Genomic DNA, 14,746 nt, shown 5'->3' on the forward strand with positions numbered 1-14,746 from the left:
ACGGGCAAATACTGGATGGATGCACACTATTGAAAGTGAGTTTGCAGTCATACATGAAGACTGCGCGGCAAACGGTCGCGATATACCCCCTCAATCGATGGGACTGGTAGAATCGCCGCCGGTTCACACGAGGTTTTTCCATGCACGATCCCCACAGCGAACGCATGAGCAGCGGCGAGACACGCGCAGCAAGCGGTCTGGCTCTTGTGTTCGCCTTCCGTATGCTGGGCATGTTCATGGTGTTGCCGGTGCTGGCGACCTATGGGATGGATCTGGCAGGCGCGACCCCGGCCCTCATCGGGTTGGCGATTGGCGCGTACGGCCTGACCCAGGCGATTTTCCAGATCCCGTTCGGGGTCATTTCCGACCGCATAGGCCGGCGTCCCGTCATCTACCTGGGCTTGATTGTCTTCGCCCTGGGCAGTGTGCTGGCGGCCAATGCCGATTCGATCTGGGGCGTGATCGCCGGACGCATCCTGCAAGGCGCCGGGGCGATTTCCGCAGCCGTCATGGCTTTGCTGTCGGACCTGACCCGCGAACAGCATCGGACCAAGGCCATGGCCATGATCGGCATGACGATCGGTCTGTCGTTCGCCGTCGCCATGGTCGTCGGGCCGTTGCTGACCCGCGCCTTTGGCTTGTCGGGGCTGTTTCTGGTCACGGGGGGCATGGCGCTGGTGGGCATCCTGATCGTGGCGTTCATGGTGCCGCGCTCCACCGGGCCGTTGCAGCACCGCGAATCAGGGGTGGCTCGCCAGGCGCTGATGCCGACGCTCAAGCACCCGGACCTGCTGCGTCTGGACCTGGGCATCTTCGTGCTCCACGCCATGTTGATGTCCAGCTTCGTTGCCTTGCCGCTGGCGCTGGTGGAGAAGGCCGGCCTGCCCAAGGAGCAGCACTGGTGGGTTTACCTGACTGCGCTGCTGATTTCGTTTTTCGCCATGATTCCCTTCATCATCTACGGCGAGAAGCGACGCAAAATGAAACGAGTTTTGCTCGGCGCCGTCGTGACGCTGATGCTCACTGAGCTATTCTTCTGGCAGTTCGGCGACAGCCTGCGGGCCCTGGTGATCGGCACAGTGGTGTTCTTCACCGCGTTCAATCTGCTGGAGGCGTCGCTGCCGTCGCTGATCAGCAAGGTTTCACCGGCGGGTGGCAAGGGCACGGCGATGGGGGTTTACTCCACCAGCCAGTTCCTCGGTTCGGCGTTGGGCGGGATCCTCGGCGGCTGGTTGTTCCAGCATGGCGGTTTGTCGGTTGTGTTCCTGGGATGCGCCGCGCTGGCTGCACTTTGGCTGGTCTTTGCTGTTACCATGCGCGAACCTCCGTATGTGACGAGCCTGCGCTTGCCGTTGTCGCCCGAAGCCATCCGCGAAGCAGGCCTGACCGAGCGCCTTAAGGCCGTCGTTGGAGTAACCGATGCAGTGGTGGTCGCCGACGAAGCGGCCGTTTATATCAAACTGGACACCGAATTATTGGATCGCGCGACGCTCGAGCGCCTGGTGAACAACCCGGCCCCGACCACGTGCGAAGCCTAGGAGAACGTTATGGCCCGTGGGGTTAACAAAGTCATATTGGTCGGTACTTGCGGCCAGGATCCCGAAGTTCGCTACCTGCCCAATGGCAACGCTGTGACCAACCTGAGTCTGGCGACCAGCGAACAGTGGACCGACAAGCAGACCGGCCAGAAGGTCGAGAAGACCGAATGGCACCGCGTGTCGATGTTCGGCAAGGTGGCCGAAATCGCCGGCGAATACCTGCGCAAGGGTTCGCAGGTGTACATCGAAGGCAAGCTGCAGACCCGCGAGTGGGAAAAAGACGGCATCAAGCGCTACACCACCGAAATCGTGGTCGACATGCAAGGCACCATGCAACTGCTGGGCGGTCGTCCACAGGGTGACCAGCAGCAAGGTGGCAACAACTATCAGCAGGCTGCTCCGCGTCAGCAAGCACCTCGCCCGCAGTCGGCGCCTCAGCCACAGCGTGAACGTCCAGCGGCTCCGCAACAGGCCGCGCCGCAACCGGCTCCGGATTTCGACAGCTTTGATGACGATATTCCGTTCTAAAGCCGCTGGAAGCTCCAGGCAGCGAGCTTCAAGCTAAAAACAAAACCGCGCTTCGGTTTACGAGGCGCGGTTTTTTTTAGCCTTGGATTTGCCGCTTGGGGCATGACTCAGTGGCGGGCAGCCAAAAACTGTTCAGTGCTCACCACATCCGCATAGGCAAATCCCAGGGCGGACATGAAGGCCGCATGTACGTGAGCCGCCGGGACGACGAGCCCATTGAATTCCAGATCGCGGCTGGCACAAGCATCGTGAATCACCGTGACCTCATAGCCCATGTCCGCCGCCGCTCGGGCGACCCCGTCGATGCACATGTGGCTCATGCTGCCGACGATCACCAGATGCTTAATGTCGTGGCGGTCAAGGATGGCTTGCAATTGGGTTTCGCGAAACGAGTTGACGAAGTGCTTGAGCACCACCGGTTCGTCGGTGCGGTTGAGCACTTTGGGATGCAGTTGCGCACCTTCAGAGCCTGGGGTGAAGAACGGTGCGGAATCGGAGGTGAATTCGTGACGGATGTGCACCACCTGATCCGCTGCCTGGCGAAAGGCTTCGATCAATCTGGCGGCGTTATCGGCGGCCGCTTCGGCACCGACCAATGGCCATTTTCCCTGGGGGAAGTAGTCGTTCTGGATATCGACTACGATGAGCGCTTGCTTGGACATAAGGCTTCCTCGATCAGTGGGGTCTGAAGCCAGTATTGGCTCATGCCACCGGTTTCAGAATGGGCCGTAACGACAATAAGCGAGGGAAAACTGACAATGACGCAGCAAAGGGCAGTCGCTGAGCTCGGGGTGCTCATCTACCCCGGCGCGCAACTGGCGGCGGTGCATGGCTTGACCGATCTGTTCGCCGTGGCGCAGCGGATTGCCGACGAGCAAGCCAGTTCTCAGTTGCCGCGCCTGCGGGTCAGTCATTGGCGAGCGCAGGAGGGAGAAGTGCCGACCCGGGTGTTCGAGAGTTTCGCCGGTCCTCAGGGCAGACTGGTTGCGCTGCTGATTCCACCGTCCATCGCCGGTTTCAGTGAGGGGCTGGTGTCGCAGGCGCTGATGACCTGGTTGCGAGCGCGGCATGCCGACGGTACGGTGCTGGGTGGGGTGTGTGTCGGTTCGATTCTGTTGGCCGAAAGCGGCCTGCTCGATGGGCGCAGCGCCACGACCCACTGGACCTCGGCCAAGACCTTTGCCGCGCGTTATCCGAAGATCAAGCTCGACGCTGATAAACCCATTGTCGACGATGGCGACCTGATTACCACGGCCGGGCTGATGGCCTGGTCAGAGCTGGGGCTACGACTGGTGGACCGCCTGCTCGGCCCCAGCATCGCCACGCGCACGGCGCAGTTTCTGGTGATCGAACACAGCGACAGCGCCAGCCAATGTGGCAGTAACTTCGCGCCCATCCTCGGACACGGTGACGCGGCCATTCTCAAGGTCCAGCACTGGTTGCAAGGCAGCGGAGCAGTGGACGTTTCCCTCGGCGCCATGGCCGAACAGGCCGGGCTGGAGGAACGCACCTTCCTGCGCAGGTTTCGCGCCGCCACCGGGCTCAAACCTACCGAATACTGCCAGCACCTGCGCGTCGGCAAGGCCCGGGAAATGCTGGAGTTCACCAATGGCACCATCGACCACATTGCCTGGACGGTGGGTTATCAGGACCCGGGGGCTTTTCGCACGACGTTCAAGAAAATTACCGGGTTGGCGCCCAGTGATTATCGGGCGAGGTTTGGGGTCAGCCCGATGAATGCGCCAAAGTAGTCATCGATCTCTTCGCCACCGTCGCAGTCGTCGTGCAATTTGCCGGATGTCCTCAGGGTGTCGTGCAGAATGAAACAGGCCCGGTGCTATCAATCCTCCCTCAGACGCCCGTTTCGTTGCTCGTCCTGGCTCGCAACACCGTTGGCCTGATCTCTGCACCCCTTTATCTAAAGCCATCGAGCGCAGTTAAAAGGGCACCGCATGACGACGGTCAATCGCAACAAACTGGTAGTGGACCATTCGATCAACCCCCACGCGCCGCTTCATGAGGTCGAAACCAATCGGGCGCTGGCCCGTTGGCTGGCGCAGATTCTCGGCCTTGAATACGGCGGCAGTTATGACCAACAGCATCATGCTGGCCATGATCTGTACTTGCTGCCCACGCAAACCGTCATAGGTGCCGAAGCCGCCCTGCGCTTGGGCGTCAAAGGGCCGGAGGATCTATGGGGCGGTTACGTCGAGCATGATTTTATCTGCACCAAGGCAATCACCCACGGTCTGCTGAACAGGCACGCGGTCGCGCCCTTGGGCTGGTCACCGCTGTTTGCCAAGTTGACCCGGGGTGCGGTGCTCGATGGCGTGACTGTGTTTGCGCTCCAGGATGCGCGCCAGGCGGCTGAGCACCTGCTGTACACCGGAACGATTCGCTTCAAGCCTATCCATGCCTGTGCCGGACGCGATCAGCGGGTGATCAAGAGTCTGGCGCAATTCGATGAAATCGCCGCCGGCCCCGAGGCTCAAGCGCTGTTTCGCGACGGTGTGGTGCTTGAGCAGAACCTCGAACAGGTCAAGACCCAGAGCGTCGGCCAGAGCTTCATCAACGGCAAGGTCTTGAGCTATTGCGGTGTGCAACATCTGACGCGGGACAGTGAAGGGCTGGAGGTTTACGGCGGCTCGGACCTGTTGGCGGTGCAGGGCGGTTATATTGAATTGCTCAAGCTTGAGCTGCCCGACGATGTACGTGAGGCGGTGCGGTTGGCGCAGGTGTTTGACGATGCCGCCAATCAGGCCTTTCCAAGGTTCTTTGCCTCGCGGCGCAATTACGACATCGCCCAGGGCATTGATGTCAGCGGGCAGCCTCGCGGTGGCGTGCTGGAACAGTCATGGCGCATGGGCGGCGCCAGCAGTGCTGAGCTCGCGGCGTTGCAGGCGTTCATTGAGGATCCTACGTCCAGCGCGGTCCGTGTGTCCTCGGTGGAGACCTACACTGAGCAGCCGCTGCCCCCTGGGGCCAGGGAGGTCTATCGCGGCCCGGCGCACAATGGTGACTTTCTTCTTAAATACGTAACGGTTCATTCCTATGACGGCTAGAAGCGAAACCATTCAGATCGAGATCGACGACGAATACATGAACGGCACCTTTCTGAGCCCTAAATCCAAGGTTCCAGGGGTGTTGTTCGTCCACGGTTGGGGCGGTAGCCAGGAGCGTGACCTGGAGCGCGCCAAAGGCATTGCCGGCCTGGGTTGCGTCTGTCTGACCTTTGACTTGCGCGGGCATACCGGCGGGGCGGGCATTCCGTTATCCCGAGTAACCCGGGAAGATAACCTGCGGGATTTGCTCACCGCCTATGACCGGCTGCTCGCCCATCCAGCCTTGGACACCTCGGCGATCGCCGTGGTGGGCACCAGCTACGGCGGTTACCTGGCGGCGATCCTGACGTTGCTGCGGCCAGTGCGCTGGCTGGCTTTGCGAGTGCCGGCGCTGTATCGCGACGAGCAATGGCACACGCCCAAGCGTGACCTGGACAAGACTGACCTGCTGGATTATCGCAGTACCCTGGTGCACGCCGACACCAATCGCGCCTTGCATGCGTGCTCGCAGTTCACCGGTGATGTGTTGCTGGTGGAATCGGAGACCGACGACCATGTGCCCCACGCGACGATCATGAGCTACCGAGCGGCGTGCCAGCAGACCCATTCGCTGACGCACCGGATCATCGACGGCGCCGACCATGCCTTGAGCGACCCAGTGTCCCAACAGGCCTACACCTCAATCCTGGTGGACTGGATCACCGAGATGGTAGTGGGTGAGCGGTTGAGCATTATTCAGGCGCGGTGATTGCGCTGTGTTCATGCGGGCCTTATCGCGAGCAGGCTCGCTCCCACAGGAGATCTTTGGTGGACAGGAATCCTATGTTCGCCGCAGATCAATTGTGGGAGCGAGCCTGCTCGCGATGAGGCCCGCTCAGACAACCCATACTCAGAACCCCGTCACTTAGGCCCCGGCTTGACCCGCAATGCCTTGGCCTTCGCCTCGATCACCAGGTACATCACCACCGTGATCAACAACGGCAAGATGAAGTAGATCGCTCGATAGGCAATCAGCCCCGCCAACAGGCCTCCGCGAGAAACCTCGTGCTGCAGCAGGGCAATGAACACCGCCTCCAGCACCCCCAATCCCGCCGGAATGTGCGTGATGACCCCGGCAATGCTGCTGATCATCAGCACCCCGAGCACCACCGGATAATCCAGCTTGCCCGGCAGCAGGGTGAAGATCACCGCCGCCATCAGCGACCAGTTCAACGCCCCCAGCGCCAGTTGCAGCCCCGCCATGCGCAGCGACGGCAGGTTGATTTCCATGCCGCGGATGGTCCAGGCCCGACGTTTGGAAAACCGACAGGCCACCAGATAACCGGCACTGATGCACAGCAGCAGCACGCCCACGCCTTGCAGCGCAGTGCTGCTCAGTTTCCACCCCGGCGGCATCGTTACCAGGCCACTGCTGAACACCACCCCGGCCAACGTCATGTAGCCAAACCAGTTCGTGGCCAGGCTCAGGCCGAGGATCTTGGCGATGTTCCCGTTGCTGACCCCCAGCCGTGAATACAGCCGGTAGCGCATGGCGATGCCGCCGACCCAGGCACTGAGGTTCAGATTGAAGGCGTAGCTGATCACCCCCACCGGCAATATCTGCTGCCAGCCCAGTTTCTGCCGTATGTAGGTGCGGCCGATCAGGTCGTAGCAAGCGTAAGTGATGAAACTGGTAACGGTGAGCGCAGCGGCAATGAGTAACGTGCGCAGTTTGAAGTCCGCCAGGGTCGCGAACACTTCGGCCCAGTCAATGCGCCGGGCCAGGGCAGTGAACAACACGATCAGCAGCAGGAAGAAGGCCAGGGTCAGAGGGCGTTTCCAGCGGCTCCAGCGTGATTTGGGTTTGCTGTGTTCGGCCGCGTGGGCATCAGATGCGTGGGCATCACTTGGCGCCGTGTGCGCGTCAGAGTGGTTCATGGGGTTCGCTCCGAACCGCCGTGGGCGGCGAAAAAGGTTTCAGGCGCGGCTTATGGGCTGGCAGCCAGCCGGCCCAGGCCGGAAAGTGGCGCAGGAAGTGAAACACCATGAAGCCGATGGTCATGCGCCACAGCAGGCCCCGAGGGGCAGGGTTGGCCGGCATGACGGTGCAATGGTTGCGGCTCAGATCATCGAGGCGCTCGAACAATTCACGGTTGAAGGCCCGGTCGCGGATCAGCACATTGGCTTCCAGGTTCAGGGACAGGCTCAGGGGGTCGAGGTTACTTGAGCCCACCGTGCTCCAGTCCTCATCCACCAAGGCGACTTTGCCGTGCAACGGCCGTTCGCAATACTCGTAGATCACCACGCCGGCCTTGAGCAGATAGTTGTACAGCATCCGCGCTGCGAGCTTGGCGATCATCATGTCCGGCTGGCCCTGCAGGATCAGTCGTACTTCCACGCCACGCCGCGCGGCATTGCGGATCTCGCGCAGCAGCCGGAAACCGGGGAAGAAATAGGCATTGGCAATGACCACGCGTCGCTGGGCGCTACGCAATACTTGCAGGTACACCTCTTCGATGTCGGTCTGATGCTCATGGTTGTCGCGATAGACCAGCCGCACCTGACCATCATGATCGTTGAAGGCCAACTCGTTGCGGCGGCTGCGGCGGCGTTGCCACCAATATTTGGCCCGGCTGGGCCGACCGCTCTGCAACAGCGCGAAGTGATGGATATCCACCACCGCCGGTCCTTTGACCTCCACGGAATAATCCTGCTTGGCCTCGGGACCGAAGTCGCCCAGATGGTCTGCGGAAAAATTGATCCCGCCGATAAACGCGATCACACCGTCCACCACGACGATCTTGCGGTGCAGGCGCCGGAACCAGTTGGTGCGGATGCCCAGGTGCCGGGGTGCGGGATCGAATATCTGCAAACGCACCCCGGCGTCGCTCAATGTCGCCAGAAATTCCGGGGTCAGCTCGCCGCAGCCAAAACCGTCCAGGCTGACGGTGATGCGCACGCCACGTCCGGCCGCGTCGACCAACAGGTCCCGTAGTTCGATACCGACTTTGTCCTCGAACAGAATGAAGGTCTCAAGGAGGATTTCCTTTTCGGCCCGGCGTATGGCCTCAAAGACCCTGGGAAAATATTCCTCGCCGTTCTCCAAAAGCGTGACCCGGTTATTGCCGTGCCAACCGTACTCGATGTCCACCAGCGCCGGATTGCGCTCGGTCGGCGGAACCTCTACCTGTTCCACCGTCGCCTTGTTCATAGTCGCGCTCATAATTCGATCTCCACCGAAAGCGGTGCATGGTCGGAAAGGTGCGACCAGGGGCGTACGTTCAATACCTTGGGATGACGGGCCTTGAGGTTGCGCACGTAGATGCGGTCCAGACGCAGGACCGGCAGGCGCGCCGGAAAGCTGCGGGCCGGCTTGCCCCATTGCTCGGCGAACACCTCCCGCAGGCCGCTGGGTTCAAGCAGCTCGCTGGCTTTGCCGCGCCAGTCATTGAAATCCCCGGCGACGATGACCGGCGCCTCGGGCGGCAGTTCGCTCAAACGCTGGCAAAGCAGTTTCAATTGCTCGACACGATGCCCCTCGCGCAACCCCAGGTGCACGCAGATGGCGTGGATTTCCCGCTCATCGCCGCCCGGCAGACGCAGCACGCTGTGGAGCATGCCGCGGCTTTCATGGCCGCTGATAGACACGTCCAGGTTGTCGTGGCGAATGATCTGGAATTTGGACAGCAATGCGTTGCCATGGTCCCCCGCCGGGTACACCGCGTTGCGCCCGTAGGCGAACTGTGGCCAGAGGCTATCGGCGAGGAATTCGTATTGCGGCATGCTCGGCCAGTTGGAATAGCGCTGCGGGTGGTGTTCGTGGGTGCCGTGGACTTCCTGCAAGAACACCACGTCGGCGGACACACTGCGCACCGCCTCGCGCAGTTCCGGGAGGATGAAGCGCCGGTTCAGGGCGGTGAAACCTTTATGGGTGTTGACCGTCAGGACGGTGAAGCGATTGATCCGGTCGAGGTCTTGCGTCCGTTCCTGGGTTGGATCGCGGGTCGTTTCGGTGAACTCCGGGATGCTCATGGCAATACCCCCTCGGCCGGGCGCTCGCCGGGCGTGGTGGCCAGGTCCTTGTCCAGGTCGAAGTGCTCCAACAAGTGACGCGCGTCATAGGGCGCACGGACTTTGATGTCATTGTCGAAATAGCAGAACACCTCCCGGCTCTTGCGGGCGCGGGGTTTCTTTTTCGGGTCGATCAAATGGGCATCGCGCGGTTGTGTGCCGTGGCTCCAGGCCTCGATCCGCTCGCCCCAGCGTTTCAAGGCCGCATCGGTGTAGCCGCTGGCGTATAGCTCCTCGGCTCCGTGCAGGCGCAAGTACACGAAGTCGCTGGTAACGTCTTCGCGATACGGCCATTTTCCCGCGGTGTCAGCGATCACCAGTGCCACGTCGTAGCGTTTGAGCAAGGTGATGAAGTGTGGATCGATAAAGCTTTCATGACGGATCTCCACCGCGTGACGCAGCGGCCGCTTCTTGTCGGCCTGGGTGCTGGCGTGGCCGTTCAGGCGCGGTTCGTGCTCCCGGGCCAGGGCGGCGGCATCTTCGGTGTTGTGGGGCAGTTGCTTGAGAAAGTCTTCGAACAACTCGGGATCGAATTTGAAACTGGGAGGAAACTGCCAGAGGATCGCGCCGAGTTTCTCCTTGAGCTCCAGCACGCCGGAAGCGAAGAAATTGGCCAACGGCTTGTGAATGTCCCGAAGACGTCTGATGTGGGTGATGAAACGCGGCGCCTTGACGCTGAAGACGAAGCCGGGCGGGGTCTCGGCGTACCACTGGGCATACCGTTCGGGGCGTTGCAGGGCGTAGAACGATCCATTGATTTCGATGCTGTTGACCGCTCGCGAGGCGAATTGCAATTCCCGTTTCTGGGTCAGCCCCTTGGGGTAGAAATCCCCCCGCCAAGGCGTATAACGCCAACCGGAAATGCCAATGTGGATCGCCGTCATGTGTCCCTCCCGTGCCAATGACCTCGTACCGCCTGTGTCTTTTGATGACTGTCGCGCGGGGTAGAAAGTTTCGATGGAGTTACCGACGGTGAGGGCAGGTGAAGTCCTGCAGTCTTGTTCGCTGTGTTTCAGTAGTTGCTGAATGGGCCCCCAGCGCAGATCAAATGTGGGAGCGAGCCTGCTCGCGATGAGGTCCGTCCAGACACCCTCAACTTCTCTGGATCAGCTTGTTCCTTACCTCAGTCATGCCCTGCGCATCCAGCTCCAGCCACACATGCTGTTTGCCCGCGATCTGCGCCGCCGCCGGCAGGCCATCGCGATACACCAGCCGATTGCTCGCCAGCGCCGGTACTTTCGCTCCCGGCAACAAGGTGCCGGCCAGGTTCAGCGGGTCGACACCGCACACCGCGACCAGGGCGCCGTCGCTGGGGCGGCGGCGCACTTCCCGCAGCAATGGAATGGCTTCGGGCAGGGCGAATTGCTCGCCCGCCAGGCCGCTGACAAAACGTCCGCCACGAATCTCTCCCCGCGCCTCCAGGCGATGAAACGTGCGCAGTAACTCGCGCCAGCTCGGCAACCAATCCGCCTCCCGCTCCAACAGGCGCCAGAACACCACGCCATAACGGCGCAGCAAGGTCATGGCGATGTGTTCGAGGGTGTCGGGTGGTATCGCCGCTGGCCGGTTTCCTTCCTCGGGCTCTGGTGTGCTACGGCGTATTAAGGCCCAGCGCCCGGCATCGTCCATGCCGCCAACGAATGCCCCGCGCCCGCGCCGACTGCTGCGGGCCTGGCGCTTACTGGCAGGGGTGATCAACGCGCGCAACCCGGCGAAGCTGTCGGCATTTACCAGCCCGGCGCCTACCAGTTCCTGTAGCGCGATTTCCAGTTCGCTGCGCAGCAAGTGCGCCTCGTGCAACAACTCATCGAAAAACAGCGCGCCGTGTTCGCTGAGGGCCTTATGGACTTTTTGCGTCTTGGGTGACAGCTCGCTGGGTGGGGTCTGTTCAGTCAGGCTGCTCCAGAGGGCGACCTGATTGCGCGGCAGCAACACAATCGGCGTGCTGCGCAAGGCGCTGGAAGATTGCTTCTGACGAGCGCTCAGGCGCGTCCACACCAGCTTGCCGCTGCGGCACAGCTCATCGAGCCAGCTCGGGGAATAGTCCTTGATCCGCGCCGGCAACAGGTCGCTGTCCCACGCCGAGGCGGCGGCCGGATAGCCTTCGAACTGACTGATGATCGACGGCAGCACCGCGTTGCCCCGGCCTTGGGTGGACGGCGACAGATGCTGCCAGTCGAACAGGAACCGCATGAAATCCTGCAACATCACCGGCTCGATTTCCCGGCGCAGGCGCTTGACGGTGTAGCGGTGGATACGCGCCAGCAAATGCCGCTCGCACCATTCTTCCTGTCCGCTGCCGGGGGTGAATCGGCCACGCAGCACGTAGCCTTGCTGTTCCAGTTGCGCCAGGGCCTGGGTGATGGGCGGGGGCGTGAGCCCCAGCGGGTAGGCGATGGCCTCCAGCGGCAGTGGACCAAAGGCGCTGAGCCGCGCGCGCAGTACCTCCACCATGGCCTCATCGCGGTCCCAGGGTTCATCGAAACCCGCCAGCGGCGTCAGCGGCGGTCGCCATTGAGCCTGTGGATAAATGGCTTGCAGACACGTCAGCCGTTCCAGCGCCACCCACACACCTCGTTCGGCGCTGATCTGTACATGACTGGCGCGGCCGCGCTCGGCCAGGGCCTGCAGCCAGTCCAGCCACGACGGCTGAGCACTTGCCTCGCTGTCGGCGATGCAGGCCAGGCTCATCAGTGCTTCGTGCATTTCATCGAGGTTGGTGGGGGCCGGCCAGGCTTCGTCCCGTACCGCCTGGATGGCGTCGGCGTCGAGTGCACCGAGGTCGTCGGTAGACTGCGGGTCGCTCCAGCGCCGGTTGATCACCGCTTGAGTGCGGCGTTCTTCCAGCGGGGCGTCGTCGAGAAAGGTGTAGGGCCGGGCGCTGAGGATTTCTGCCGCCAGGGGCGAGGGCGCCGGCAGATCGCGGCTGATCAGGCGAACCTCGCCGGCTTCCATGCGCCGCAACAGCGTCAGCCAGCCTTCGCTGTCCATGGCTTCGTGCAGGCAGTCGTCGAGGGTCTGTTCCACCAGTGGGTGATTGGGGATTTCCCGTTCGCCGGCGAGGTTCTCCAGGCAGGCGATCTGGTCCGGGAATACGCTGGCGATCAGGTCTTCGCTTTTCATGCGCTGGATCTGCGGAGCGACTTTGCGTCCGCCCGAATAGCGCGGCAAGGCCAGGGCGACACTGGCATTCCAGCGCCAGCGCACGCCGAACAGCGGCGCATCCAGCACTGCCTGGATCAGTATCTGTTCGGCACTATGGCTATTGAGATAGCGCCAGACCTCGTCCAGCTCGAAGCTGTGGCTGGTGGACAGCGACAGCACAATGGCGTCTTCGCTGGCGGCGGCCTGCAATTCGAAATTGAAGGTGCGGCAGAAACGCTTGCGCAGGGCCAGGCCCCAGGCGCGGTTGATGCGGCTGCCGAACGGCGTATGGATGATCAGTTGCGTGCCGCCGGACTCGTCGAAAAACCGCTCCATCACCAGTGTGTCCTGGGACGGCAGGGCGCCGAAGGCCAGGCGTGCCGGGGCCAGATAGTCCACCAGTTGTTCGGCACTGGCCAGGTTCAGTTGCAAGGTGCCGGTCAGCCAGTCGAGGGCCGGTTGCAAGTTGCCCGGCGTGGCACCGAGCAGTTGGTCCAGTTGGGCTTGCAGGCGGGCTACCGCCAGGGACAACTCGGCGCTGCGGCCAGGGGCTTCGCCAAGCCAGAACGGAATGGTCGGCGGCTGGCCCTGGGCGTCCTCGACCCGCACCCGACCGGTTTCCACGCGAATGATGCGGTAAGAGGTATTGCCCAGTTGGAACACGTCGCCGGCAATGCTCTCCACGGCGAAGTCTTCGTTGACGCTGCCGATGTTCAATCCTTGGGGTTCGAGCAGCACGCTGTAGTCGGCGTTGTCCGGGATAGTGCCGCCGCTGGTCACGGCGGTCAGCTTGCTGCCCCGGCGCCCGCGCAGGGTGCGGGTGACGGCGTCGCGATGCAGGTACGCACTGCGCACGCCCTGACGACCATTGAGGCCCTCGGCGAGCATGTGCAGCAGCGCCTGATAGTGGCCGTCGTCCAACTCGGCATAGGGCGCGGCGCGGCGAAAGGTTTCCAGCAGCGCCTGTTCCGGCCATTCCTGGCAACTGACCTCGGCGACGATCTGCTGGGCCAGCACATCCAGTGGCGCCTTGGGGATGTGCAGAATGTCCAGCTCGCCACGGCGCACGCAATCGAGCAGGGCGACGCATTCGATCAAGTCGTCGCGGGTGGTGGCGAACAGGCGTCCCTTGGGTGTGCCGCCAACCTGATGGCCCGAGCGGCCGACCCGTTGCAAAAACGCCGAGATCGACCGCGGCGAGGCGATCTGACACACCAGGTCGACGTCGCCGATATCGATGCCCAGTTCCAGGGACGCGGTGGCGATCAACACCTGCAACTCGCCGCGCTTGAGCCGTTGTTCGGCGTCGAGGCGAAACTCCTTGGCCAGGCTGCCGTGGTGGGCGGCCACCGCGTGCTTGCCCAGGCGTTCGCTCAAATGACGGCTCAGGCGTTCGGCCAGTCGCCGGGTGTTGACGAAAATCAGGGTGGTGCGGTGTTCCCGGGCCAGTTCGGCGAGGCGGTTGTAGACCAGTTCCCACACATCATTGGCCATCACCGCCGAGAGCGGCACGGGTGGCACTTCTATGTCCAGGTCCCGGGGGCGGGCGTGGCCGATGTCGACGATTTCACAGCTGCGCCCCTGGCCAACGAGAAAACGCGACACCGCTTCGATGGGTTTTTGCGTGGCGGACAGACCGATGCGCATCAGCGGTTCGGCGCACAGCGCTTGCAAACGCTCCAGGGTCAAGGCCAGGTGACTGCCGCGTTTGCTGGCGGCGATGGCGTGGATCTCGTCGACAATGACGGTGCGGGTGCTGGCGAGCATTTGCCGGCCGGAATCGGAGCCGAGCAGCACGTAAAGCGATTCGGGGGTGGTCACCAGAATATGCGGCGCGGTCTTGCGCATCGCTGTGCGGTCTTTTTGTGGCGTGTCTCCGGTGCGCACGGCGGTGGTGATGTGCAACGGCGGCAGGCCCATCTGCCGCAATTGTTCGGTAATGCCGGCCAGCGGGTTTTGCAGGTTGATCTGGATGTCGTTGCTCAATGCCTTGAGCGGTGAGACGTAGACCACCAGGGTCTGGTCCGGCAGACCGCCTTGTTCCAGGCCTCGGTGTACCAGGTCATCCAGTACGGCAAGAAATGCTGTGAGGGTCTTGCCCGATCCCGTGGGCGCAGCCACCAGGGTCGAACGGCGCTGCCCGATCAGCGGCCACGCCCGGGCCTGAGCGGCCGTGACCGCCGGGAATGTCTGGCTGAACCAGGCGCGAACGGCGGGATGAAAGCCTGCCATGGCGTGGTCGGCTGGGAAGGGCAGATTCATGTGGGCAGTTATGCGGGTGGGATGGGGAAGATGCAAGTACCTCTGAGCGATGCCTGGCCTGGGAGGGCCTCATCGCGAGCAGGCTCGCTCCCACATTCGACCGCATTCTTTCTGAAGAGACTCGCTCCATTGTGGGAGCGAGCCTGCTCGCGATAGAGCCTG

The 14,746-nt window shown here is 62.4% G+C and carries 11 protein-coding genes; 5 read left to right on the forward strand and 6 right to left on the reverse strand.

The genetic code is table 11. The features are described 5' to 3' along the window. Nucleotides 1-140: 140 nt before the first annotated feature. Nucleotides 141-1,538 carry an MFS transporter gene (locus CRX69_RS07270; RefSeq protein ID WP_076383444.1) on the forward strand — a complete coding sequence of 466 codons (1,398 nt, stop codon included), beginning with the start codon at nt 141-143 and terminating at the stop codon, nt 1,536-1,538. Between the two features lie 9 nt (nt 1,539-1,547). After that, the gene (locus CRX69_RS07275) at nt 1,548-2,066 is read left to right on the forward strand and encodes a single-stranded DNA-binding protein (protein ID WP_047229766.1); all 519 of its coding nucleotides are present in this window, start codon (nt 1,548-1,550) and stop codon (nt 2,064-2,066) included. Nucleotides 2,067-2,173: 107 nt separating this feature from the next. Here the strand turns inward: CRX69_RS07275 and CRX69_RS07280 are convergent, their stop codons facing one another. After that, nucleotides 2,174-2,728: a cysteine hydrolase family protein gene (locus CRX69_RS07280; RefSeq protein WP_107321778.1), complete on the reverse strand. Its 555-nt coding sequence runs from the start codon at nt 2,726-2,728 to the stop codon at nt 2,174-2,176. A 96-nt stretch (nt 2,729-2,824) separates the two neighbouring features. On the opposite strand from CRX69_RS07280, the gene CRX69_RS07285 reads away from it, so the two are divergent. From CRX69_RS07285 to CRX69_RS07295, 3 genes are all read left to right on the forward strand, one after another. Further along, entirely contained in the window at nt 2,825-3,817 is a 993-nt protein-coding gene (locus CRX69_RS07285; protein ID WP_107321779.1) for a GlxA family transcriptional regulator, read from the forward strand. Nucleotides 3,818-4,018: 201 nt separating this feature from the next. Further along, on the forward strand, nt 4,019-5,128 hold the full coding sequence (locus tag CRX69_RS07290; protein WP_107321780.1) for a DUF3182 family protein: 1,110 nt from the start codon (nt 4,019-4,021) through the stop codon (nt 5,126-5,128). Further along, nucleotides 5,118-5,876 (forward strand): alpha/beta hydrolase family protein, encoded by a 759-nt coding sequence (locus tag CRX69_RS07295; RefSeq protein WP_047229762.1) that lies wholly within the window; start codon nt 5,118-5,120, stop codon nt 5,874-5,876. Before CRX69_RS07290 ends, CRX69_RS07295 begins: the two co-directional genes overlap by 11 nt. A gap of 152 nt (nt 5,877-6,028) precedes the next feature. Here the strand turns inward: CRX69_RS07295 and CRX69_RS07305 are convergent, their stop codons facing one another. The 5 genes from CRX69_RS07305 to CRX69_RS07325 all read right to left on the reverse strand — a co-directional run bounded on the left by CRX69_RS07305 (nt 6,029) and on the right by CRX69_RS07325 (nt 14,584). Beyond that, nucleotides 6,029-7,045, reverse strand: a complete 1,017-nt coding sequence (locus CRX69_RS07305) for a lysylphosphatidylglycerol synthase domain-containing protein (protein WP_107321782.1) — start codon at nt 7,043-7,045, stop codon at nt 6,029-6,031. Next, a complete protein-coding gene (gene clsB / locus CRX69_RS07310; protein WP_047229760.1) occupies nt 7,032-8,330 on the reverse strand; it encodes a cardiolipin synthase ClsB in 1,299 nt (432 codons plus the stop codon). Before clsB ends, CRX69_RS07305 begins: the two co-directional genes overlap by 14 nt. Beyond that, nucleotides 8,327-9,139 carry an endonuclease/exonuclease/phosphatase family protein gene (locus CRX69_RS07315; protein WP_076383448.1) on the reverse strand — a complete coding sequence of 271 codons (813 nt, stop codon included), beginning with the start codon at nt 9,137-9,139 and terminating at the stop codon, nt 8,327-8,329. The genes clsB and CRX69_RS07315 overlap by 4 nt, the downstream gene beginning before the upstream one ends. Beyond that, nucleotides 9,136-10,062: a DUF72 domain-containing protein gene (locus tag CRX69_RS07320; protein ID WP_047229758.1), complete on the reverse strand. Its 927-nt coding sequence runs from the start codon at nt 10,060-10,062 to the stop codon at nt 9,136-9,138. Before CRX69_RS07320 ends, CRX69_RS07315 begins: the two co-directional genes overlap by 4 nt. Nucleotides 10,063-10,270: 208 nt before the next feature. Next, nucleotides 10,271-14,584 (reverse strand): DEAD/DEAH box helicase, encoded by a 4,314-nt coding sequence (locus CRX69_RS07325; protein WP_107321783.1) that lies wholly within the window; start codon nt 14,582-14,584, stop codon nt 10,271-10,273. Nucleotides 14,585-14,746: the final 162 nt, after the last annotated feature.

This window comes from Pseudomonas rhizophila (assembly GCF_003033885.1).
GTDB classification, from domain to species: Bacteria; Pseudomonadota; Gammaproteobacteria; order Pseudomonadales; family Pseudomonadaceae; genus Aquipseudomonas; species Aquipseudomonas rhizophila.

Excerpts from the sequence above, each read along its gene's own strand:
- CRX69_RS07290 (WP_107321780.1), top strand. The coding sequence starts at position 4,019 with ATGACGACGGTCAATCGCAACAAACTGGTAGTGGACCATTCGATCAAC.
- CRX69_RS07275 (WP_047229766.1), top strand. The coding sequence starts at position 1,548 with ATGGCCCGTGGGGTTAACAAAGTCATATTGGTCGGTACTTGCGGCCAG.
- CRX69_RS07325 (WP_107321783.1), bottom strand. The coding sequence starts at position 14,584 with ATGAATCTGCCCTTCCCAGCCGACCACGCCATGGCAGGCTTTCATCCC.
- CRX69_RS07295 (WP_047229762.1), top strand. The coding sequence starts at position 5,118 with ATGACGGCTAGAAGCGAAACCATTCAGATCGAGATCGACGACGAATAC.
- CRX69_RS07270 (WP_076383444.1), top strand. The coding sequence starts at position 141 with ATGCACGATCCCCACAGCGAACGCATGAGCAGCGGCGAGACACGCGCA.
- CRX69_RS07305 (WP_107321782.1), bottom strand. The coding sequence starts at position 7,045 with ATGAACCACTCTGACGCGCACACGGCGCCAAGTGATGCCCACGCATCT.
- CRX69_RS07280 (WP_107321778.1), bottom strand. The coding sequence starts at position 2,728 with ATGTCCAAGCAAGCGCTCATCGTAGTCGATATCCAGAACGACTACTTC.
- CRX69_RS07320 (WP_047229758.1), bottom strand. The coding sequence starts at position 10,062 with ATGACGGCGATCCACATTGGCATTTCCGGTTGGCGTTATACGCCTTGG.
- CRX69_RS07315 (WP_076383448.1), bottom strand. The coding sequence starts at position 9,139 with ATGAGCATCCCGGAGTTCACCGAAACGACCCGCGATCCAACCCAGGAA.
- clsB (WP_047229760.1), bottom strand. The coding sequence starts at position 8,330 with ATGAGCGCGACTATGAACAAGGCGACGGTGGAACAGGTAGAGGTTCCG.
- CRX69_RS07285 (WP_107321779.1), top strand. The coding sequence starts at position 2,825 with ATGACGCAGCAAAGGGCAGTCGCTGAGCTCGGGGTGCTCATCTACCCC.